This window comes from Sphingobium sp. WR1 (assembly GCF_059693745.1).
The window spans coordinates 24,069-46,341 of sequence record NZ_JCATID010000003.1 but is presented as its reverse complement, the minus strand read 5'-3'; the positions used below and the strand labels follow the sequence as shown (position 1 = coordinate 46,341).

Below are 22,273 nucleotides of genomic sequence, written 5' to 3'. Positions count from 1 at the left end.
TGAGCCAAACAATCCCGCCAGTTGCGTCCTGCTTGTGATGATTGACTTACAAAGAGTCGAAAAAACGGCCAGTTGACCGCCCTCTTCCAACATGGATTCAATTCGGCGTTGATACTGCATGGGTGATATTCTCCGTCCCATTTCGCGGGTCGCCGCAGAAATTGACGCGGACCGCTCGGTTGTTTGCCCCCCGGCATCGTCGAAACGGAATTTAATCACCCGATCATGGCTCGAATTATTATTGGGTCAATCCGCCTTTTGGCGGGGAAACCCCGTTGCCGATTTAGCTATTCCCGCATCGGAACGCGGATAACGAACATGTCAGCGATAGCTGTTCAATATTGGAACCCATGTTCGTCGCGGGCCCGCAACAGTAATTGGGTATATAGCTGAAGAAAATGGAGAAAGCCCATGAAGCTCGCTGTCTATAACGTTGAAAACCTGTTTGATCGCGCCAAGGCGATGAATCTCGATAGCTGGGAAGAAGGCCGCCCAGTTCTGGAGAAGTTCGCTACACTCAACGGACTTCTAGGTCAGATCACCTATTCTCCTGCCGAAAAAACCCGGATGGTCGAGTTGATGCACGACCTCGGCCTTGAGAAATCCGACACCGGCCCGTTCGTCATCTTGCGACGTAACCGCGGCGGTTTGTTGCGACGGCCCAAGGATGGTGGCGTCGTGATCGAGGCAGACGGACGCGCCGATTGGGTGGGCTCGCTGGAGCTTCGCGACGAACCAGTCAATGAACATGCGATGCGCAACACCGCGCGGGTTATCATGGATCTTCAGGCCGACGTGCTCGGCGTCATCGAGGCGGAAAGTCGCCCGGTTCTGTCAGCGTTCAACACCGAGATTCTCCCAGCGCTCGGCGGCACGCCGTTTCGCCATGTCATGTTGATCGACGGCAATGATGATCGGGGCATCGATGTCGGACTGATGAGCCGCGAGGGCTTTCCGATTGGAACCATGTGCAGCCGCGTCGACGACCGGCTGCCGAACGGCAAGCCAGTCTTCTCGCGCGACTGCCCGCAGTTCGAGGTGACGACACCGACCGGCGAGACGCTGCTGGTGTTGGTCAACCACCTCAAGAGTAAGGGTTATGGCGGCAAGGCTGCGTCCGACGCCAAGCGCAAGGCGCAGGCCGAACGGATTGCGGAAATCTATAAAGGACTGTTCGACAACGGTGCGCGCCATGTCGCGATCATCGGCGATTTCAACGACACACCGTCGAGCACCCCACTCGCCCCGCTGCTCCATCACACCGAGCTTGCGGACATTTTCACGCATCCTGCGTTCGATGATGGTGGTTATCCTGGCACCTATGGACTGTGCAACGCGGCCAATAAGATCGACTATATGCTGCTGTCGCCTTCGCTGTTTGAGCGTGTGCGATCTGGGGGCGTGTTCCGCACCGGCATGTGGCCAGGCTCGCGGCCCAGGCGCTGGGAGGCCTATCCCGAAGTCGGCAGGTCGGCCGATGCAGGGTCGGATCATGCCGCTTTGTGGGCGGAAATCGACCTTTGACGGAGACTGCGATGCGCGTACTCATCCTCGACGGCCATCCCGACCCAGGCCGGTTTGTCAGCCATCTCCTCGATACCTATCAGGCCGCGCTTGGCCAAGAGGTCGAGATCGAGCGTATCGCGGTGCGCGATCTTGCTTTCGAACCGAACCTGCGGCGCGGCTATAAAGAGGTTCAGGGTTGGGAGCCCGATCTGGAACGGATCGGCGCCGCCATTGCGGCCTGCGATCATCTGGTGGTAGGCTTTCCGATGTGGTGGGGCAGCGAGCCAGCGCAGCTTAAGGGGTTGATCGACCGGGTTTTGCTGCCCGGCTTCGCTTTTCGATATCACAACGACGATCCCTTCTGGAACCGGCTGCTGGCGGGACGCTCGGCGGATGTCCTGATTACCACGGATACGCCTGCCTTCTTTCTTTGGCTCGCCTACGGAAACCCGGTCGTGCGCCGCTGGCGTGGCCAGATTCTGGGTTTCTGCGGCTTCAAGCCCGCACGGATCACCACATTCGGGCCAGTCCGTCAGGGCGGCGTCCAGAAGAACATCGCCGCATGGCGGAGAAAGGTCAAACGGCTCGCGACAACGACCTCCAGCCTGAAACGTGCCACAAAGCTGACAGCCGTTCTTCCGAGCTAGAGAAACGGCATTCTCTTGATCTTATATAAGATATTTGGAAGTGATATATTCCGATACACTCATCATTATCGGTCCATTCGCAGAATCGTTTTCGAAAGCACCGTGGCAGTACGGGAGAAGATAATGTCCAATGACACCCTAACCGATACTGAAAAGACCCGTTTTACTCTCGCGCTTGTCGAGAAATGTGTACGCAACACCTTTTTGGAAACGCTACACTCTGGCACAGTGCCCGACAGCGCCACCGGTGACTATGGCGACGTAAAAGTCGTAACGCCCTTTGGGGAGATTGCCTGGACTCAACTCTCTCGTATCTCCGACGCTGAGATGAAACAGTTGATGATCGAGATCACCAACAAAGTGTTTACGTTCCTGACTTATCCAGAGGACCTCGCGACGCTGGGGCCTGCAGCGCGCTGGAAAAAACCAGAAATCGATCCCGCACTTATGCGCCAAGCTGAACGGCAGCGCGCCTTAAGACTGGCGCAATAATAGCAAGCGCGGCGGCTCTCCTTATGGTTCGGATCGGACCGCACAACGCATTCTAATCGACGGATTTGACGACTGGCGTGACAGTGAGAGCAGTTGCATTCACGGAGCCGAATGCGAGAATGCTCGAATAACGTTCATCCAGTCCTCCGCGGGACCGCGCACCGCTCGACATGACCCAACTAAACGAAGAGCCGGCAGCGCGCTGATGCGGTAGGTGCCGGGACCAATATCCCATTTCTTTGGTGGCTTGGGCTCTTTGTTCCGCCTCTGGAGCGCCATCGCGTAACGCGGTCAGCATATCTCCCAGCAATGTATTCGTATAAGCAAAATAAGGGGCGCCCAATCTCCGCGCCATCGACAACGCGCGCAAAGCTTCCGCCGCCGCCGCCACCCGGTCGTCCGGCGCAGTTCCTATCAAAAGGCTGCGGGCCAGAAGAACATGGCTGTCGGGAATCCAACCGAATTGTCCGGCAAGCTTCGGCGCCCATTGCAGGGCCTCGCGCTCCTCGATGGCAGGGAAGCGAACTGCACACAGCATCGCCAGGATCGTCGTCCACGGATCTTCGGGAATGTCCCCCGAAATATAGTCGGTGACCGGCGTGCGGCGCGTAAAGTCGCTCCAAATCCCCTGTCCCTCGGATCCAACCGCCGAGGACAAGGCCCTGGATAGCGATTGTTTCTCCAGATCGACCGGCGCGACGTCGAGGAGCAACCCTCCTGACGGGTCCAACGCAAATTCGACGGTCACACCACCGGCGAACAGTGGCACCAGCGTCCGCTCGACCCTTAGCCCTTCGATAGAAACGGACAGCCTCAGCCGTGCGCCGTCTGCGGGCAAGGGCATTCCTCTCGCATCACCCTTGCTGGAGATGAGCGTGATGTGGTCGCGCTGGATGTGCAGCCGCGCACTCTTCACATTTTCAAGCACGGCGCCATGATCAAAAGCGTCAGCGCGATCGCGCGCTTTCGAGAAGGAGGTCGGCCAAGGACCCACATAGGGCCGCCAGCCACCATAACCCATGGGCCTGGTATCGACCGAGAGGCCAATCGAAAAACGGCGTGCATCAATAGGCGCACTTAACTCTTCACGCCCAGTAAACGAGCCGCTGTCGTCCACCAACGCCGACTTGTTCGCATGTCCGGGCGGGAGGCCCAAATCGACATGGTCGTCAATGTCGTCGAAGCCAGCCTCGCCGTCAGAATCGTCATCGCTTGCGGATGAGGCCGCACCCATCTCCCGTACTTGCGGTCCTGTCGTAGAAAAACCCTCCGTCGGCTTCGACCACACGCTGCCGGAAAACTGCTCCAGCCAGTCCTTGGAAACCGATGATCCGGACAATTCCGACAGCGCTGGCGCGTCTATTCTGTCGGTAAGGTCATCGACAACGAAGGAATAAAAGGTCGGCGCTTCACCCAGCGGCTCGATGACAGCGGCATAGGCGCCGGGAACCACGTCCTGGATCATCACCTCGCGATTCGAAGGCGTGGTCATACTCTCCGAGCCAACGCCTCGTCTTTCGAGTTGCATCTCACCTTGCGGTCCCAGAATCCGAATTCGGGCCGCGACAGCGTCGGGGGGGGCCAAGAAGGACACAGTTTTCAAGCGCTGCCTCCACTCATCGGACATTGACCAGATGATGATAGAGCGACCGATTGGGGCAGAACACCTGCTCGACATCGCGATAACCGCTACCGTTTGTGAACGACGCGCTGACGAAATGCGGATAGATGCTCGCTCGCATCGGCTGCGGCCAACTGTCGGCAGCAATCCCAGGACAGGTGTGCAGAATTGCGCCTTGCGGGTCGCGGATACTCACTGTCCCGATCGAAAGCGCCTGGGTCGGATCGAGCACGACATTTACAGTCACATCGGGTGGCTCAGGATAGGTCACAATCGCCGCAGTCGTGGTCGGCAGCATCGGTGACACAGGCTCGAACGGTTGCCGCTGCCAGCGCTGCTCCAGTGAATAGAGGCTCTTCAAATCCTCATGAATCGCAATAGGATATGCTCCCCATTGCGCGGTTCCTGACGGATTGCGGGCGGATTTTCCGCGAAGAGCGCGCAATAAGGTCTGCGTAAAGCGACCTCCAGTCGTCGGACTGTCTTCGTAGGTGAAATAGCTGCTCGCAGCCGCCGCCATCAATGTGACTTTTTCAGTTCCCCCCACAAATGGATCGGAACGAATAAACTTCGCCCCGACACCGGGGTTTTGGACATACAAATCCGTCACCATCTCACCGCAGGCATCGACGAAAAGATACGCGGCCGACACATTGGGTGCCTGCTTGAGGCCGACACCCAGGTCGTACATGTTGAGGAATGCCCCCCAAGGATTGACCGGATTCTGATTAAGATCGGCCAGCAGCACGAAGGGCTGCGAGGTCACGGCGACGCCGTGACCGCAAATGAATACAATCCCGACATTTCCAGCCACGGAATTAAGCCGCGAGAGCCATTGGGTGCCTGCTGAGGTTACGTTGGCCGTGTTCGGCACACCGACCGCAGGATTTCCGCGCGGGTCTGAGGGCGCGTTGCCGTTCAACTGGGCTGGCTGGACACGAGCGTGCCAAGTATATTGACCATGAGCTGGTGCAGGACCGTTGGACAGCATTGCGATGGAAGCAAGCGGCTGATCAAGCGCGGCCTCGCCGATAAGCCAATCGCAAAAAGCGGCCGCGCCTGCGGAGGCACTGGGAAGGTCGCGCACGTCTTTAAGCAATTCGGGTGTAGTGCCTGGCACGAACTTGTCCATCTTGGCGTCTGGATAGGCACCGACGCCGATGATCAAGGCATGAGTTGCCGCGCCGTTGACCTGTCGTTGATAGATAAGCGTCATGCTAGCGCCTGCAGCCGCGACCGCAGGCGCTCGAAGAAGCGGGGGCGCATGAAATAGCTGGTATGGGCGTCAATCACGCCCGCCATCGAACTGAACATGAAATCCTCGACGCCTTCGAATATCCCTTGGCAGCGGAAGCTCAGGACATCGACCGGGTCATAGACATTCCACCAATTCGCAACCGACGCCGGCTTTTCTGCCAGCGGATGATCAAGCGACGGAATCGACTCATCGCTTGCTGCAAACAGCTTGAGTTCCTCGAAGAAACCCGGTTGCGAGCCCACGGTCAGCAGAACGTCGATGCTGAAACCCGGCGGTAATCCAGCACCAACGGGATCGGTCAGGAGATCGTACAGGATGACCCCGCCAAGGCTATGGCCTACAACAACCAGCGGCTCAGCCTTCGCGGTTGCATCGGTGCGTGCTGCGAGCAACTCCGTTACCACCCGCTGACGAATATCAGTCCGTGCAGCGCCGGCGCGCAGATAAACGAACACGTCGCCGACGAACCTGGCAACCACCGGGTTAAGCTTGTCACGGGTAAGGCCGACAACGCCCGACGAAACCAGATTCCTGCCGCGATCCAGAACGGTGCCGGCGGCTGCCTTCAGGCGATCGAGCAGGCCGTAGGCGGCAGGAGTTTCGCGTTGGAGGCGCTCTCGCAAGGCGTCGATGAATGCCGCGTCGGTCATGTCGGGCTTGATCCAAGCCGGGGCGGGATTGACCTCGGCGTAGGCGGCGGCGGCCTGCATTTCAGAAAATTCCTCAGGATCAAGCTGCCGATTCTGCGTCGCTGCGGTCTCGATGAGCACCGTGTAGAGCGTGTCCACTGCAGCAGGGAAATCCACGGCCGCAATCTCTGAGATCGACACACCGCCAGTTGCGCCGACTGACGCACTGCCTCCGGCGAGGCTGAATGGCGTGGGCACGTCACCGCTGCGCGGCAGGCATTGCTCCCCAAAAGCGAAGGCAGCGCCGAGATCCCCCCAGAACGGATTGTGGATGCCCGCCTCTGCTCCGATCGCAAGTTTGCGGAACCGCTCATCTCGAAGCTGAATTTCGGCTGTATATGCTGGAGTCTGCCTTGTAGCGACGCCGTGCACAAACACCAATTGAGTCATTTTCTGGCTATCCCGCTTCTTGCTTAATCAGGCGAATAGTTCACCCTCGCCAAGCTCCGCTGGATCGACCGTCTTGAGTTCCGCAAGCGCGCCTTCAAAATCAGCGAACACGACACCTTGCCCCGCACCGACGCCGAAGCTGACCGTACCCGCTTTTACCGGGCGGAAAACGAGATCAAACTCTCCATCGTCACCCCGGTCGCCGGCGGAAAGCTCGATCGCCACGAAACCGAAGGCCAGATTCTTATCGCCTTCGTATGTGACGGTCGTGGTCGTCTCTGTGTCCTTGCCAACCGATAGCGAGCCACCGACCAACTCCTTGATCACGGGCACCTCAAGTTTGATGCTGCTATTATCGCGATTGTAAGCCGTGACACCCAGCTTCTTCGAAGCCACAATCTCTGTGAGTATGTAAAGGCGCCCCTTACCGAACAGATACTTCTTCAAGATCGGGTGATCCCACCGCACCTTGGACGCCTCTAGGTAGTCGCCGATCTCGATCGTATTGGCTCGGTGGCGCGTCACCCCGGTGTAGCTGAACTCGACTTTGCTGGCGCGCTCATAGGCCGCTTTCACGCCTAGATTACCGCCCATGGCGCCAATGATGTTGCCGAGTATATCGAGGCCAAGCTCGATAGGCAGCTTACTGCTCTTCTGGCCGTTAATGTTGGCGGCTTCGCCCGACGTAATCTGCGGAAGGTTGCCACCTTGTTCTTCGGCAAGCTGGCTCAGAGTCCCAATAATTCCGCGAGCACCCTTATATTCGCCGAGCAGGGCCAGAGGCGCCAAATCTTCGAGAGGATGCAGTATTACGTTTAGATTCAACGATTTGAGGTAGTTAACCGAACGGTCTGAACAAACTCCCATCGAAGCCCCCCTACAGTTTATGCCATCCGTCGATCAACTGATTTGGAAATGCCCCACAGAACCGATACGGAAGCAATCTGGACGTCTATTCTGCCCTATCATTGAAGACACTTCAGCAGGGAAATTTGGCAAAGAATTTTTTTACATCGGGTGGTTCGACGCCGCTGTTTCGCATTTGTTGTCTCTAGCTAGACGCGCGATGATCAGCAGATTCCGCAACGAATCATATTATCTCTTTGCTGACTGGAACGTAGCCTGATGAAAACGATGACGCCAACGCCAGACGCCAACGAACCCCTGCGCGCTTTCGTCGCGACGTTGCTCGACGAAACGCTCACGTCTGAGGACGCGCTCTATGCCGGCCTCGCAGGGGGCCTCCCCGGCCATGAAGCCTTTGGCAGCGACCTCATCGAAAAAGGACGTGCCGCGTTTCGCAATGCCCGAGGCGGTATTCAGAGAGCCATCTGCCCGCGCCTCCAAGAGCCCTGGGCGCAGGCTCTCATCACCTCGCAGCAAAGCGGAGATGCTATCGCGCTCGCTGCGGTAATCGCAAGCATCATCGGTTCGGCAGGAATTGGGCTCAATGCGGCGCTTGCCGCTGTCCTCGTCGTTCGTCTTGGTGCCCGCAATTTCTGCTCGAACCTACCCGCTTGATCGACAGAGCATCCATCGAGGCAGCATGGGCTACCATCGCCCATTTGCTCGACCCAGTGCATCAGGACGCCGAGGCTGATGCCTTGTTACGCAACCCCGAGGCCGAATCTCCGGGGATTGAGGCGGCCATCGTCCATATGGGGCTGGTAGACCGAACGATGGGCGGTGCGATCCAGGCGCTCGGGTACGACTTCGCGGCCGACCCCCTGCTCTGGACCCGTGCCAACGAAGCGACGCTTCAAGCCCGATGTCTGCAACAACTCAGCAGCTGGTGGAAGGTTAATCCGCAGGATGCAGCGTTGCTCCAAGACGTCGTAGTTCGCACAAGCTTCGGCACAAGCTACGGATTCGCTACACCTCAACACATCATCGTCGCACCGGTTCATTTCGTAATCGTGCCCTATGTCTACCAAGAGCTGCTGATGCTCTCCGCCCGTGCTTTCGATGAAGCGCTTGGACGCGGCGAGGACAAAGCATGGTCCGCGCTTGCAAACTCCGACACTGGCATCGCGCCATCAATGCCGCCAGCGATGCGTCGACTCTTCGCTCGCCTCCTGACCGATCATGCCTTCCATCCCGCAGAGCCTGGTGACAATCCTACTGATGCGCTCATGGCACGAAGCGAAATCCTGTGTCCCGACGGCAACCCTTACGAGCCCTACACATTGGAAAGCCATCTTTCCTACTCGGCGCTGGACTATGCACTATCCCACGAGCTCGCGCATCGGGTCCTTCACGCGATCAATCCCGATTTTGCCATCGACCAAGCCCTAGAGCAGGCGGCCGACCTTATCGGTTTCCGCTTATTCGCGTGCAGTTGGGGCTGGCGCGACGACATATTCGAAGGCGCCCCGCTCAGTGAGGGAGGTCGCATCCTGCTCGGCCCTCTGTGGTTCTTTTATTCCGCTTCGATGTTCTTCACCCTGCGCAGCCTCCTTGCCGCGCGCGTGGCCGAGTTTGCACCAGAATCCGCCCTCGCCCGCCGTCTTGCGTTCAAGGGCGAACCACTACTCGCCCTCACCGAGCGCTGGCACCGAGTCAAAGGACTTCTCGCACAATATGCCGAAGTCGCGGCCGTTTTCGGTGCGCCACTGTCAAAGCTCGACGGAGTAATCCTCGACCATCTGACCATAGCCCTGTCGGGCTTTACCGATGCACTGCAGGGCTGGGTGGAAGCAATTCCGGAGGCCGACATCCTGTTCGCCGCCGAACTCCCCGAAATTTGAGATACGCCATTTGCCAATCTCGCTGCACCACCAGGATTGCCATGGTTCGCGGAGATTGCCCCAACATTATTTGGAGCATTTCGTCCCAGCACTTGCCGTGTCGTTCCTTCTTGCCATCGGACGAGCAACGCCTTCCGTTTCGGTGGCCTTGAGCTCATGCTGCCTTCAGCCAGCCATGCTCATCGCGCCGGATTTCCTCCATTCGAACCCGGAAATCGCCACTTGGAGCCGCGCAAAAAGTTCTATAGGACAACGCGAAGGCCGACCAAGGAAAACCGCCGCCTTCTGCGTCGCAGGGGGCGGCGGTTTTCGTTTCGGGGATCCGCGCCATTTTTTCGCTGTCCTACAACGAACCATATGGGATAAATAGACCGCCTCTTTCGACAAGGAGGCGACATATGGATATTTCGGATCTGATCGACGACGTCATCGCCCGCGAGGGCGGCTATAGCGATCACCCCGCCGATCGCGGCGGCCCGACCAATATGGGCATCACTCAGGCCGTAGCCCGCGCCAATGGCTATGCCGGCGACATGAGGGCATTGCCGCGAAGCGTGGCGGAAAATATCTATCGCCGGCTTTACTGGGACCAGCCCGGCTACGCCTTCGTCGCGGAGATGAGTTGGCCGGTCGCGGCGGAACTGTTCGACACGGCCGTCAATATGGGCGTCGCCACCGCGACGGGCTTTCTCCAGCGTGCGCTCAACGCCCTCAACCGCAATCAGCAGGATTATCCCGATCTCAAGCTCGATCGCCTGCTCGGCGCGCGCACCCTATCGGCGCTCCGCGCCTTCCGGGCGCTGCGGGGGAGCGCCGGCGACCGGGTGCTGCTCAAGGCGGTCGAGGCGCTGCAAGGCGAGCGCTATATCGCGCTCGCGGAAAGCCGTCCGGCCAACGAGGCATTCCTCTATGGCTGGCTGGCAAACCGGATTGGCTAAGGAAGCGAAGCATGACCCAGCAGAATGAGGAGGAGGCGGACCTCTGGACGATGCGCGCGCGTCCCGCCTTTCTCTACGTCATCTATGCGCTGTTGCTCTGGTCGATTCCCATGGGCCTGATCGCGGGCGCGCGACCGGAAATGGCCGCGGCGATCATAGCGGGAATGCGCGCCTATCTGAACGCCCTGCCCGAACCGCTTTATGCGCTCTTCGGCACGGGCTATCTGGGCTATACCGCCGCCCGCGCCTGGGGCAAGGCGAAGGGGATCGAGCGATAGGCAGGGCGGACGGCGCAGCGGCAACGCGGCCGATCGATGCAATCGAGGCTATCGCGCCTTGCTTCCATCCGCCGGAAAATGCGCCTTCATGAAGTCGAGCACCAGTCGGGCACGCGGAGTCAGACGGCGATGCGAGGGGTGCGCGGCGAAAATGTCGAGCGGGGCGATGACGCTGTCGGGCAGGACCGCGGTCAGACGCCCCGCCGCCATGTCCGCCGCTACCCGGATTCCCGGCAACAGCGCGATGCCGAGGCCGCTCAGCACTGCGCGATGCACCGCCTCGCTATTGTCGGAGCGAAAGACCCCCGCCACCAGCCGTTCCCGCCCGTCGATCGCCCAGCGCGCGGGCCTGTCGCCATAGCCATAGGCAATGCACTGATGATCGGTCAGCTCATCCGCCGACATCGGCGCGCCCCGGCGCGCCAGATAGCCGGGATGCGCCACCAGTCGCCGCGCCAGCCGCCCCAGCGGATGGACCACCAGGCTGTCGTCGCCAACCGGCCCGACCCGCAGCGCCAGATCCAGCCGGTCCTCCACCACGTCGCGCTGCCAGTCGGTCATGGCGCAGTCGATCTGGAGGCCGGGATGGCGCGCCGTCAGTTCCCCCAGCCGCTCGACATAATGCAGCCCCAGCGCAGTCGTCAGCCCGACCCGCACCAGTCCGCGCGGCTGGTCCCTGGCCGGGCCGAAATCCGCTTCCGCCGCCTCCAGCGCGTCGAGCATGGCGCGGGCGTGAATTAGCAGCCGGTCCGCCTCCGCCGTGGGAACCAGCCGGCGCGTCGTGCGATGGAAGAGCGGCACGCCGAAATGCGCTTCCACCTGATCCAGTCGCCGGGCGATGGTCGTGTGGCTGGCGTGCATTTCCTGCGCCACGCGCGAGAAATTGGGCACTTCATGGAGACGGACGAATGTCCGCATCGCGATCAACAGATCGGACATCTGCACGATCCTTGCACAAAGATTGTGCGAGCAATCCCTATTGTCTCGCAACCCGAAAAGCCAGACGGAAAAGGGTGTAGCGGCCCGGTTGACCGCTGGCATGGAGAGGAACATGACCGATCGTATCGCCCACGCCGGCCTGGCGTCGAAGCGCCGTTCCGCAGAGGAAGCGGCTGCCCATATTCACGATGGAATGACCGTCGGCATGAGCGGCTTCACCGGCTCGGGCTATCCCAAGGCGGTGCCGCTGGCGCTGGCCGGGCGCATGACCGCCGCGCATGAGGCGGGCGATCCCTTTCGCGTGAAAATCTGGACCGGCGCGTCGACCGGGCCGGAACTGGACGGTGCATTGGCCAAGGCCGACGGGGTCGAATTCCGACTGCCCTACAACAGCGATCCCGTCGCCCGCGAACGCATCAATCGCGGCGAAATGAATTATTTCGACATGCATTTGAGCCAAGTCGCACCGATGGCGTGGCAGGGTTTCCTCGGCGATCTCGACGTCGCGGTGATCGAAGTCACCGGCATCACCGCCGACGGCGACCTCATCCCCTCCGCCTCGGTCGGCAACAACAAAAGTTGGATCGACCGCGCCCGGGGCGTTATCCTGGAGGTCAATCGCTGGCAGAACCCCGCGCTGGAGGGAATGCACGATATTTATTATGGTACCGCGCTGCCCCCGCATCGCGTGCCCATCCCGCTGGTCCGCGCCGACCAGCGCATCGGCCAGCCGACCTTCCGCTGCGATCCGGACAAGGTGATCGCGGTGGTGGAGACCGACGCGCCGGACCGCAACGCCCCCTTTTCTCCGCCGGACGCGACCGCCCATGCGATCGCGGGCCATCTGCTCGACTTCCTGAGCCATGAAGTGCGCAAGGGCCGCCTGCCCGCCTCGCTGCTGCCCCTGCAATCGGGCGTCGGCAATATCGCCAATGCGGTGCTGACCGGCCTGATCGACGCGCCGTTCGAGGATATGGTCGCCTATACCGAAGTGATCCAGGACGGAATGCTGGACCTGCTGGAATCGGGCAAGTTGCGCATGGCGAGCGCCACCGCCTTTTCCCTGTCACCCGAAGCCGCCGCGCGTCTCAATGCCGATATGGACCGCTTTCGCGACAGGATGATCCTGCGCCCGCAGGAAATCAGCAACCATCCCGAACTGATCCGGCGGCTGGGCTGCATCGCCATGAACGGCCTGATCGAGGCGGACATTTACGGCAACGTCAACAGCACCCATTTGATGGGATCGCGCATCCAGAACGGCATTGGCGGTTCGGGCGATTTCGCCCGCAATGCCTATCTGTCGGTCTTCATGACGCCGTCCACCGCGAAGGGCGGCGCGATCTCGGCGATCATGCCCCATTGCAGCCATGTCGACCATATCAACCAGGATGTGCAGGTGATCGTGACCGAACAGGGCCTTGCGGACCTGCGCGGCCTGGCCCCGCGCCAGCGTGCCGAGATCATCATCGCCAACTGCGCCCATCCCGATTTCCGGCCGATGCTGGCGGACTATTATGCGCGGGCGCTGAAGGGCAGCTTCGGCCTGCAATCGCCGATGCTGCCGGGCGAAGCGCTTGCCTGGCACCAGCGCTATATCGAGACAGGCACGATGCGGGGGTAGGAGATGGGCACCGGCGCTCCCCTCGCCCGGTCCCATACCGCATCATGCCCGGCGGGTCTGCGCCGCGCACACGCAGGCCCGCCATTTTTCAGTTGGAATGATCCCCGTAACGCCGCCGCCCGGCTTCGCGCAGTGCATCCTGTTCCTGCGCATTGCCGGTGCCGAGATAGGGCCGCGCGAGAGGCGCGTCGGCGGCACAACGCGAAGTCTTGCCATCTTCAGGGAAACGGGGTGCGTTGTAGCCGCCCGCGCCGTTCCTCCGTAGGAACCAGACGCCGTATTTCGATTGCAGATAGGTGTGCTGCACGGTGAGCACATCAACCCGGTCCCCGGCCAGTTGACCATCCAGCACCCGCCTGACTTTCAGTTGCAAGAACCATGGCCATGACATGATGATGCAATCATCGCCGCAGTCGGGAATTTCGGAGGGAATTTGCTGGACGACACGCGCCAGCACCTTCACGTCGTAACAGTCGTCCGCCGGCCTAGCGGTGGTAGGAATGGCCGGAGACGACGCCAACGCCATCCACAGCACAGCCGTTCCGAACATCCTCGCCTCCTGAACTCGACATGAGAGGGGCCGCCGGGACCAGCCCGACGGCCCATCATTGACATGGTCAGCGGCCAGAAGCACCGCCCAAGGGAAATGTGTGTCGCGCTATCGCCCGTCAGCAGACTGGGTCTGAGATAGGAGCCTGTATATCGGCGCTCAGAGTCTGTGATGGAGGATCGACGCTATGGCGTCGCTCAGCGGCGCATTCCCCGAATGGACTTGACCGACCCCATTGCTGAACCATGAGACATCGGATCACCTCCTTTCGCTATGTTGAGCCCGTATGGCCGGGGCTGGACAAACCTTGATCCGGCCATGAACCGAAATGTGAATCAGACGGACTCCATCTTCAAGCCTTGTATTTTTCTTTTTTGGAATCATAATTGTCCGTCCGTGCGTCGCGCCTGACGCCCCGTTACTCCTCCGTCAGGTCCGGCAATCCTCGATCACCCGCGCGACTTCCGCCCAGGCGGGCAGGAGGATCGGGGCCAGTCCCGGCACCTCGACGCCGATCTTGCCGCGACTATAGGCCATCTGGTCAAGCACGGTGTCCGTGGCCGTCCGCGCGGCGACGGTTTGCGGCGGCGTAGCGGCGTCGGGCGTCGCAGGCCAACTGACCGCACCATAGCTGGTGCGGATCACCATCGCCCCCTGTCCCGCGCCGGCGCGCAGGGCGACGATGCGGCGCGCGGTGCGATCGCAGCGCAGCGTGAACAGGGGCTGGACCGAAGCGCCGAACAGGGCGGCGCTGCCATTGGCGTCCTGTCGATAGCTCCAGTTCCCCGGCGTCAGCACGCGATCCTCCCAATTGGCTGCGGGTGGCGCAGGCGTGGCAGGGGACGGCGGCGCAGGTGCGGGTGTCGTCGGACGCGGGGCGGGCGCGGGGCGAGCGGGCAATGGGCGGGCGGGCGCCGGCGATCGGCTCGGCGGACCGACGCACGAGGCCAGAAGAAGCATCAGGGACGAAGCAGCCGCAAGGGCGGATGGAAAACGCATGAACGCTGTCATGCCGGACCATGCCGGGCCGCTCAACCCGAAAAGGGCAAGGCGATGCTCAGCGCCGCCAGCGCGCCCAGATGGCGGTGGGCAAGGCGATGCCGCGCGCTTCCTCCCGCACCGCCAGTTCGCCCGCCTCGACTGTGCCCGGCAGGTCGGCGAAGGCCTGGCGCAGCAATTCGCCGATCGCCAGCGCGGACATGCGCACGGCATAGACGGTCAGGAACAGGAAGCGGCTGTCGGCGTCGAGCAGCGCGCGGCAATTGGCGATCAGACCGGGGAGATCCTCCTCCAGCCGCCACACCTCGCCATCGGGACCCCGACCATATTTGGGCGGGTCGAGCAGGATGCCGTCATAGCGGCGGCCGCGCCGCACTTCGCGGGCGACGAATTTGGCGGCATCCTCGACGATCCAGCGGACCGGGCGCTCCTCCATAGCCGACAGGGCGGCATTGGCGCGGGCCTGTGCCACCGATTTCTTCGATGCGTCGACATGCACCATGCGCGCGCCACCGGCCGACAGGGCCAGCGTGCCGACACCGGTATAGCCGAACAGGTTCATGACCTCGGCATCGGGCTTGTCGGCGATCGCGGAACGGAGACTATCCCAGATCGGCGCCATGTCGGGGAAGAAGCCGAGATGACGAAAGGGCGTGCAGCTCGACTGGAAGGTCACTTCCTTCCAGTGCAGCGGCCATCCTTCGGCCGGCACGGGCTTTTCATAATACCAGCGGCCACCGCCATCCTCGTCCGAACCGGGAATGAATTCGCCGTCCGCGCGCCAGTCCACCGTCGCCGGCTTCCACATCGCCTGCGGCTCGGGCCGGATGAAGCGGAAGCGGCCATAGCGCTCCAGCTTGCGGCCATCGCCCGAATCGAGCAGGCCGTAATCCGACCAGGGTTCGCCGATGAGGGTCTTGAGTTCCATAACAATCCCGTTCGGTTCGAGCTTGTCGAGAACCGTCACGCGCCCGGTTCTCGACAAGCTCGAACCGAACGGATCCTTTACTTAGCCGCGCGGCGTCGCGCGTTCGGCGACATAGGCGGTGATCGCCTCGAACGTGCCGGGTAGCTTGGCATAGCTTTCCTCGCGCGCGAAGAGATCGCCCACCCGAGGCGGCAGCGGCGGGCGGGTGCCGGTGGCGCGCTCGACCGCGTCGGGGAACTTCGCCGCATGGGCGGTCGCCAGCGTCACCACGGGGATGGACGCATCGACACCCGCTTCGCGCGCGGCGGCGAGGCCGATCGCGCTGTGCGGATCGATCACCTGCCCGGCGGCGTCATAGGCCCAGCGCATCGCCATGGTCATGCCGTCGGCATCGATCCGCGCCGACGTGAAGAGGCGCGAGGCGCCTTCCCTTTGGGCATTGGTGAGGCGCATCGCCTTGCTCGTTTCGAAGCCGCGCATCTGTTCCGCGAGCGCCAGGCCGTCGCGGCCGCCGGCGTCGAACAGCAGCCGCTCGAAGTTGGAGCTGACCTGGATGTCCATGCTGGGGGTCGCAGTCGGCACCACCTGACCCTGGCTGTAATCGCCCTCGGCCAGCGCGCGGTGGAGGATGTCATTGACATTGGTGGCGACGATCAGCCTGGCGACCGGCAGGCCCATCCGCGCCGCGACATAACCGGCGAAGACATCGCCGAAATTGCCGGTGGGAACCGAGAAGGCGACGTCCCGCTCCGGCGCACCCAGGCGCACGGCGGCGTAGAAATAATAGACGACCTGCGCCATCAGCCGCGCCCAGTTGATGCTGTTCACGGCCGACAGGTTGAAGCGGCTCTTGAAGTCGGCGTCGTTGAACATCGCCTTCACCAAGGCCTGCGCATCGTCGAAGCTGCCGTCGATGGCGATATTGTGGACGTTGGGCGCACGCACCGTAGTCATCTGCCGACGCTGCACGTCGGAGACGCGGCCATCGGGATGGAGCATGAAGATGTCGATCTTCGACCGGCCCGCCACCGCGTCGATCGCCGCAGAGCCGGTGTCGCCCGACGTGGCGCCGACGATGGTCAGATGATCGTCGCGACGCGACAGGAACCGCTCGAACAGCTGGCCCAGCAACTGGAGCGCGACATCCTTGAAGGCGAGCGTCGGACCGTGGAACAGTTCCAATACCCAATGCTGATGATCGAGCTGGGCCAGCGGGGTCACGGCCTGATGGCTGAAGCGGCCATAGGCGGCGGTGCAGAGTTCGCGCAGTTCCTCTTCCGTAAGCGAACCGGCGACGAAGGGCGCCATCACCCGGACGGCGGTTTCGACATAGGAAAGGCCGGCAAGGGCGCGAATCTGGTCCGCGGTGAAGGCCGGCCAGCTGCTCGGCAGATACAGGCCGCCATCGGACGCCAGCCCGGCCAGCGTCACATCCTCAAACCCGAGCGCGGGCGCGCTCCCCCTGGTGCTCTGATATTGCATAATGGGAAAGCGCGGTAGCGGCAGCAGCGCCGGGGAGCAAGCGTTTAGGCGGTTTTGCCCCCGCCCCCACCCATGTTCCGACGGCGCAGGGCGAGAATATAGATGATGACCGCCACGCCCGCGAAGAAGAACCATTGCACGGCATAGGCCAGATGATTGTTGGGCAGGTCGCTCGCGCTGGGCGGCGCGACCGGCTTGAGGCCGGCGGGCGCCTGCCGGGCGATCAGCATCGGGCGCAGCGGCGCGACCTTGCCGCCCAGACGGCTCAGCAATGGGCGATGGTCCGGTTCCTCGCTGATCCAGCCTTCGACCTGGCCCCCGGTCCAAACCGGCTTTTCGTCGGGCTTCTGGCCGACGCCGACCGCCACCAGCACGCCCGGCCCCTCGGCCCCGGTCGAACAATGGGCGATATGGCGATAGCCGGTCGATCCATCGGCGGCGCGGCCAGCTTCCACCTGCCAGCTTTCCACGGCGAGGCAATGGACCGACGAGGGGCGGAAGAGAATAGCGGATTCGACCGGTGGCAGCTTCGGGAAGGACACGGCGGGACGGCCGGGATTGGCGGCGGCGAGCGCCAGCGCCTCGGCCTTTTCCGCGCGCCGCTGGAGCTGCCAGACCCCCAGGCCGATCATGACCAGCACCGCCAGCGCGACGAGGATGGTCGGGATCAGGGGGATGCGGGCTTTGGCGGGCTGATCGGTCATGGCCGGTCCTTGATAGCCGTCGGCTGGAGTGATTTCGAGTGAAATGGAACATTTCACGGCTCGGAAATCACGGATAACAAAAGACTCAATGCAAAGGAAAACGGCCGGGGCGTGCACGCCCCGGCCGATATCATGTCAGTTCGGCGCGCGCGTCTCAGCCGCCATGGACCGGCGCGCCCCAGCCGCCCCAGACATAGATGGCGACGAAGAGGAACAGCCACACCACGTCGACGAAGTGCCAGTACCAGGCGGCGGCTTCGAAACCGAAATGCTGGCGCGGGGTGAAATGGCCCTGATAGGCGCGGACCAGATTCACGATCAGGAAGATGGTGCCGACCAGAACGTGGAAGCCGTGGAAGCCGGTCGCCATGTAGAAGGCCGAGCTATAGGGATTGCCGCCGAAGGCGAACGGCGCATGGGCATATTCATAGGCCTGGATGCTGCTGAACAGCGCGCCCAGGATGATCGTGCACCACAGCCCCTTGATCAGGCCCTCACGATCGCCATGGATCAGCGCATGATGCGCCCAGGTGACGGTGGTGCCCGAGCAGAGCAGGATCAGCGTGTTGAGCAGCGGCAGCTCGAACGCATTCATCACCTCCACGCCCTTGGACGGGAACAGCCCCTCGATCGGCGCGAGCTGGCTGGGAAAGAGCGAGAAATCGAAAAAGGCCCAGAACCAGCCGACGAAGAACATCACTTCCGACGCGATGAACAGGATCATGCCGTAGCGAAGGTGCAGTTGCACCACCGGCGTATGGTCGCCGGCATGGGCTTCGCCGATGACGTTGCCCCACCAGCTGAACATGGTGAAAAGCACGCCCGCCACGCCGATCAGGAAAATCCAGCCGCCGCCGGCGGGCATCGCATCCGGGTGCATCCACATGATCGCGCCCATCGCCATGACGAGGGCGGACATCGACCCGAACAACGGCCAGATGCTGGGTGGAAGGATATGATAATCGTGATTCTTCGCGCCTGCCATGACCTTCTCTTCCCTGCTCCTGTTCTTGGCCGTTCTCTTAGCTTGCCTTCTTCCCCTGCTCAACAGGGTAGAAAGTGTAGCTGAGCGTTATCTGTTGCGTATCCTTGTTATCCGGATCGTCCAGAATCTTCGGATCGACATAATAGAGAACGGGCATCCGCACCTCCTCACCCGGTTGCAGCGTCTGCTCGGTGAAGCAGAAACACTGGATCTTGGTGAAATAGGCGCCAGCCTGCGTCGGGGTGACGTTGAAGCTGGCGGTGCCGGTGACGGGCCTGTCCGACATGTTTTTCGCGATGAAGATCGCCATGTCCTTCGCGCCGACGGTCACGGTGTCGGTCGGATGCTCTGGATGGAATGTCCACGGCATACCCGGCTGGACATTCGAATCGAACCGGATCGACATGGTGTGGCCGGTCGCGACCCGCACATGGGTCGAGGCTTCCGCTCGCTGCGTCGTGCCGCCGAAGCCGGTGCGCTCGCAGAAGATGCGGTAGAGCGGTACCGACGCAAAGCCCAGGCCCAGCATCGCCAGGCCCACGCCTGCCATCGTCACCATGGTCCGGCGATTGCGCCGGTCCCGGTCGAAGGGCGAAGGGGGCAGCGAGGCCATCAGATATTATGGCTCGCGCCGATCTTCGCCAGGGTGATGGCGAAGAAGAGGATGGCAAGGAAGCCCAGGATCAGCCCGGTGACAAGCGCGCGCGACTTTTGCCGGGCGCGAATCTGATCCTGCTCGTCCGGCGTCACGGCAGCAGCCAGCGGTCGACGACCACCGCCCCGAACAGCAGGAAGAGATAGAAGATCGAATATTTGAACAGCCGCCGCTCCGGCTTCATGCGCGTGGGGTCTGTTTCCCGGCTGCGATAGACCTGGAAGGCGAAGAATGCGAACAGCGCCGTGCCGAGCAGCGCCGTGGCGCCATAGATCACCCCGGTCAGGCGCATCAGCACCGGCGCCAGGGCGGCGGCGGCCATGATCGCGGTGTAGAGCCAGATCTGGCGACGGGTCGCCCGCTCGCCCGCGACCACCGGCAGCATCGGGATGCCCGCCGCGGCATAATCGGGGCGCACGAACAGGGCCAGCGACCAGAAATGGGGCGGCGTCCAGAAGAAGGTCAGCATGAACAGCGCAACCGGCAGCGCGCCGATGTCGCCTGTCACCGCCGCCCAGCCGATGACCGGCGGGAAGGCGCCGGCCGCGCCGCCGATGACGATATTCTGCGCCGTCCGGGGCTTGAGCCAGATGGTATAGATGAAGACGTAGAAGAGGATCGAAACGGCCAGCACCGCCGCGGCGAGCCAGTTGGTCGCCATACCCATCAGCAGGACCGAGAAGACCGAGAGGCCGACACCGAAATGCAGCGCGGACTGCCGATCCATCCGGCCGGCGGGCAGCGGCCGGTTGGCCGTGCGCTTCATCTTCGCGTCGATATCCGCTTCCCACCACTGGTTGAGCGTGGCTGCCGCCCCCGCACCCAAGGCGATGCAGAGGATGGCGGTGAAAGCCAGCACCGGATGGATATGCCCCGGCGCGGCGAGCAGCCCGCACAGCCCCGTGAACACGACCAGGGTCATGACGCGCGGCTTGGTCAGCGCCACGAAATCCCGCCAATGGGCGGGCATCGTGGACGCACTGGTCCCGGACATGATCGGCGAACTTGCCATAAACTCCTCATTCAATCAGCCGCGCGCCATAGAGGCGCGGGCCGATTCCCGCAATGGACAGACGGTCCTACCCCCGGAGCCTGTCCGATGCGCCGTGCGCCCGGCCGAAACCGGACACACTCGCCCCCGGCCCGTCAGTCGACGACCGGCAGCGTTTCGAACTGGTGGAAGGGCGGCGGGCTGGACAGGGTCCATTCCAGCGTCGTGGCGCCTTCGCCCCAGGGATTGCCCTCCGCGCGCTTGCCCGCGACGAGCGACCATATCAGGTTGACGAAGAAGATGACCATGCCGACAGCCATGATCTCATAGCCGTGGCTGGCGATCTTGTTCCAATAGGCGAAGGCTTCCGGATAGTCAGGATAGCGGCGCGGCATACCGCTGAGGCCCAGGAAATGCATCGGGAAGAACAGCACGTTCACGCCGATGAAGAACACCCAGAAATGCAGGTGGCCGAGGAACTCGTTATACATCCGCCCCGACATTTTCGGGAACCAGTAGTAGAAACCGGCGAACAGGCCGAAAACCGCGCCCAGCGAAAGGACGTAGTGGAAGTGCGCGACGACATAATAGGTGTCGTGCAGCACGTCGTCCACGCCGCCATTGGCCAGCACGACGCCGGTGACGCCGCCCACGGTGAAGAGGAAGATGAAGCCCAGCGCCCACATCATGGGCGTCTTGAAGCTGATCGATCCACCCCAGATGGTCGCGATCCAGGAGAAGATCTTGATGCCCGTGGGCACCGCGATGACCATCGTCGCGGCGGTGAAATACATTTTCACATTCACCGACATGCCGGTGGTGAACATATGGTGCGCCCAGACGACGAAGCCGACGACGCCGATCGCGACCATGGCGTAGGCCATGCCGAGATAGCCGAAGACCGGCTTGCGGCTGAAGGTCGAGACGATCTGGCTGACGATGCCGAAGCCCGGCAGGATCATGATATAGACTTCGGGGTGGCCGAAGAACCAGAAGAGATGCTGGTAAAGTTCGGGATCGCCGCCGCCGGCCGCATCATAGAAGGTCGTGCCGAAATTGCGGTCGGTCAGCAACATGGTGATCGCCGCGGCCAGCACCGGCAGCGCGAGCAGCAGCAGGAAGGCGGTGACGAGCACCGACCAGACGAACAGCGGCATCTTGTGCAGGGTCATGCCCGGCGCGCGCATGTTCAAAATGGTCGTGATGAAATTGATCGCGCCCAGGATCGAGCTGGCGCCCGCAATGTGGAGCGACAGGATCGCCATGTCGACGGCAGGCCCGGCTGACCCGCTGGTCGAAAGCGGGGCGTAGACGGTCCAGCCGGTGCCCGCGCCATTGCCAGTGCCGCCGGGGACGAAAGTGCTCCCGAGCAGCAGGGCGAAGGCGGGGATGAGCAGCCAGAAGCTGATATTGTTCATCCGCGGGAAGGCCATGTCCGGCGCGCCGATCATGATCGGCACGAACCAGTTGCCGAAACCGCCGATCATCGCGGGCATCACCATGAAGAAGACCATGATGAGGCCGTGGGCGGTGATCAGAACGTTCCACAGGTGATAGGCCTGGTCCAGCGTGGCCGTCGGACCATCGCTCCACTGCGCCCAATAATGCAGATACTGGATGCCCGGATGCGCCAGTTCCGCGCGCATCAGGCCCGAAATGCCGCCGCCGATGATGCCGGCGACGATCGCGAAGATCAGATAGAGGGTGCCGATGTCCTTGTGGTTGGTGGACATGAACCAGCGCTGGAAGAAGGCCGGCTTGTGATCGGCATCATGATGCTCGTGAGCCCCATGGTCAGAGGCGCCGCTATGATGATCGGCTGTGATGGTGGTCATGGCGTTCTACCCCTG

Annotated in this window: 23 protein-coding genes; 8 read left to right on the top strand and 15 right to left on the bottom strand. The window is 62.1% G+C overall.

All coding sequences use genetic code 11. The features are described 5' to 3' along the window. Positions 1 to 411 precede the first annotated feature (411 nt). From AC58EF_RS05005 to AC58EF_RS04995, 3 genes are all read left to right on the top strand, one after another. The gene (locus AC58EF_RS05005; RefSeq protein WP_497275072.1) at positions 412 to 1,524 is read left to right on the top strand and encodes an endonuclease/exonuclease/phosphatase family protein; all 1,113 of its coding nucleotides are present in this window, start codon (positions 412 to 414) and stop codon (positions 1,522 to 1,524) included. Beyond that, the gene (locus AC58EF_RS05000; RefSeq protein ID WP_497275070.1) at positions 1,521 to 2,153 is read left to right on the top strand and encodes an NAD(P)H-dependent oxidoreductase; all 633 of its coding nucleotides are present in this window, start codon (positions 1,521 to 1,523) and stop codon (positions 2,151 to 2,153) included. Before AC58EF_RS05005 ends, AC58EF_RS05000 begins: the two co-directional genes overlap by 4 nt. 123 nt (positions 2,154 to 2,276) lie before the next feature. Beyond that, positions 2,277 to 2,645 carry a hypothetical protein gene (locus AC58EF_RS04995; RefSeq protein WP_497275069.1) on the top strand — a complete coding sequence of 123 codons (369 nt, stop codon included), beginning with the start codon at positions 2,277 to 2,279 and terminating at the stop codon, positions 2,643 to 2,645. A gap of 52 nt (positions 2,646 to 2,697) precedes the next feature. On the opposite strand, the gene AC58EF_RS04990 is transcribed toward AC58EF_RS04995, so the two are convergent. The 4 genes from AC58EF_RS04990 to AC58EF_RS04975 all read right to left on the bottom strand — a co-directional run bounded on the left by AC58EF_RS04990 (position 2,698) and on the right by AC58EF_RS04975 (position 7,470). Next, entirely contained in the window at positions 2,698 to 4,137 is a 1,440-nt protein-coding gene (locus AC58EF_RS04990; RefSeq protein WP_257554786.1) for a hypothetical protein, read from the bottom strand. Between the two features lie 124 nt (positions 4,138 to 4,261). Beyond that, positions 4,262 to 5,482: a hypothetical protein gene (locus tag AC58EF_RS04985; RefSeq protein WP_257554787.1), complete on the bottom strand. Its 1,221-nt coding sequence runs from the start codon at positions 5,480 to 5,482 to the stop codon at positions 4,262 to 4,264. Continuing rightward, on the bottom strand, positions 5,479 to 6,603 hold the full coding sequence (locus AC58EF_RS04980; protein ID WP_257554788.1) for a hypothetical protein: 1,125 nt from the start codon (positions 6,601 to 6,603) through the stop codon (positions 5,479 to 5,481). The genes AC58EF_RS04985 and AC58EF_RS04980 overlap by 4 nt, the downstream gene beginning before the upstream one ends. Before the next feature lie 27 nt (positions 6,604 to 6,630). Beyond that, a complete protein-coding gene (locus AC58EF_RS04975) occupies positions 6,631 to 7,470 on the bottom strand; it encodes a gasdermin (protein ID WP_257554789.1) in 840 nt (279 codons plus the stop codon). Between the two features lie 258 nt (positions 7,471 to 7,728). Here AC58EF_RS04975 and AC58EF_RS04970 point away from each other — a divergent pair, with 258 nt between their 5' ends. The 4 genes from AC58EF_RS04970 to AC58EF_RS04955 all read left to right on the top strand — a co-directional run bounded on the left by AC58EF_RS04970 (position 7,729) and on the right by AC58EF_RS04955 (position 10,566). Further along, positions 7,729 to 8,124: a hypothetical protein gene (locus AC58EF_RS04970; protein WP_497275066.1), complete on the top strand. Its 396-nt coding sequence runs from the start codon at positions 7,729 to 7,731 to the stop codon at positions 8,122 to 8,124. Next, positions 8,121 to 9,350: a hypothetical protein gene (locus AC58EF_RS04965; protein ID WP_497275064.1), complete on the top strand. Its 1,230-nt coding sequence runs from the start codon at positions 8,121 to 8,123 to the stop codon at positions 9,348 to 9,350. Before AC58EF_RS04970 ends, AC58EF_RS04965 begins: the two co-directional genes overlap by 4 nt. Positions 9,351 to 9,748: 398 nt before the next feature. Further along, positions 9,749 to 10,288, top strand: a complete 540-nt coding sequence (locus tag AC58EF_RS04960) for a glycoside hydrolase family 108 protein (protein ID WP_497275062.1) — start codon at positions 9,749 to 9,751, stop codon at positions 10,286 to 10,288. An 11-nt stretch (positions 10,289 to 10,299) separates the two neighbouring features. After that, the gene (locus AC58EF_RS04955; RefSeq protein WP_497275060.1) at positions 10,300 to 10,566 is read left to right on the top strand and encodes a 3TM-type holin; all 267 of its coding nucleotides are present in this window, start codon (positions 10,300 to 10,302) and stop codon (positions 10,564 to 10,566) included. A gap of 48 nt (positions 10,567 to 10,614) precedes the next feature. Here AC58EF_RS04955 and AC58EF_RS04950 read toward each other — a convergent pair whose 3' ends face one another. Beyond that, on the bottom strand, positions 10,615 to 11,505 hold the full coding sequence (locus AC58EF_RS04950) for a LysR family transcriptional regulator (protein ID WP_497275058.1): 891 nt from the start codon (positions 11,503 to 11,505) through the stop codon (positions 10,615 to 10,617). A 112-nt stretch (positions 11,506 to 11,617) separates the two neighbouring features. On the opposite strand from AC58EF_RS04950, the gene scpC reads away from it, so the two are divergent. Next, the gene (gene scpC, locus AC58EF_RS04945; RefSeq protein WP_497275056.1) at positions 11,618 to 13,129 is read left to right on the top strand and encodes a succinyl-CoA:acetate CoA-transferase ScpC; all 1,512 of its coding nucleotides are present in this window, start codon (positions 11,618 to 11,620) and stop codon (positions 13,127 to 13,129) included. 88 nt (positions 13,130 to 13,217) lie between these two features. Here scpC and AC58EF_RS04940 read toward each other — a convergent pair whose 3' ends face one another. From AC58EF_RS04940 to ctaD, 10 genes are all read right to left on the bottom strand, one after another. Continuing rightward, complete coding sequence (locus AC58EF_RS04940) at positions 13,218 to 13,679, bottom strand: hypothetical protein (RefSeq protein WP_497275054.1); 462 nt, start codon at positions 13,677 to 13,679, stop codon at positions 13,218 to 13,220. Positions 13,680 to 14,108: 429 nt separating this feature from the next. Further along, on the bottom strand, positions 14,109 to 14,477 hold the full coding sequence (locus AC58EF_RS04935) for a hypothetical protein (RefSeq protein WP_497275052.1): 369 nt from the start codon (positions 14,475 to 14,477) through the stop codon (positions 14,109 to 14,111). 259 nt (positions 14,478 to 14,736) lie between these two features. Next, positions 14,737 to 15,606 (bottom strand): RsmD family RNA methyltransferase, encoded by an 870-nt coding sequence (locus tag AC58EF_RS04930; RefSeq protein ID WP_497275050.1) that lies wholly within the window; start codon positions 15,604 to 15,606, stop codon positions 14,737 to 14,739. Positions 15,607 to 15,687: 81 nt separating this feature from the next. Continuing rightward, complete coding sequence (thrC, locus tag AC58EF_RS04925; protein ID WP_497275048.1) at positions 15,688 to 17,088, bottom strand: threonine synthase; 1,401 nt, start codon at positions 17,086 to 17,088, stop codon at positions 15,688 to 15,690. A gap of 44 nt (positions 17,089 to 17,132) precedes the next feature. Then, a complete protein-coding gene (locus AC58EF_RS04920) occupies positions 17,133 to 17,792 on the bottom strand; it encodes an SURF1 family cytochrome oxidase biogenesis protein (protein ID WP_497275047.1) in 660 nt (219 codons plus the stop codon). 154 nt (positions 17,793 to 17,946) lie between these two features. Then, on the bottom strand, positions 17,947 to 18,777 hold the full coding sequence (locus tag AC58EF_RS04915; RefSeq protein WP_497275045.1) for a cytochrome c oxidase subunit 3: 831 nt from the start codon (positions 18,775 to 18,777) through the stop codon (positions 17,947 to 17,949). 37 nt (positions 18,778 to 18,814) lie between these two features. Continuing rightward, positions 18,815 to 19,390 (bottom strand): cytochrome c oxidase assembly protein, encoded by a 576-nt coding sequence (locus AC58EF_RS04910; RefSeq protein WP_497275043.1) that lies wholly within the window; start codon positions 19,388 to 19,390, stop codon positions 18,815 to 18,817. Further along, positions 19,390 to 19,527, bottom strand: coding sequence for a cytochrome c oxidase system small membrane protein (locus tag AC58EF_RS04905; protein ID WP_497275041.1), 138 nt, complete (start codon positions 19,525 to 19,527; stop codon positions 19,390 to 19,392). The genes AC58EF_RS04910 and AC58EF_RS04905 overlap by 1 nt, the downstream gene beginning before the upstream one ends. Then, a complete protein-coding gene (locus tag AC58EF_RS04900; protein ID WP_497275039.1) occupies positions 19,524 to 20,444 on the bottom strand; it encodes a heme o synthase in 921 nt (306 codons plus the stop codon). Before AC58EF_RS04900 ends, AC58EF_RS04905 begins: the two co-directional genes overlap by 4 nt. A 134-nt stretch (positions 20,445 to 20,578) precedes the next feature. Further along, on the bottom strand, positions 20,579 to 22,258 hold the full coding sequence (gene ctaD / locus AC58EF_RS04895; protein WP_497275037.1) for a cytochrome c oxidase subunit I: 1,680 nt from the start codon (positions 22,256 to 22,258) through the stop codon (positions 20,579 to 20,581). Positions 22,259 to 22,273: the final 15 nt, after the last annotated feature.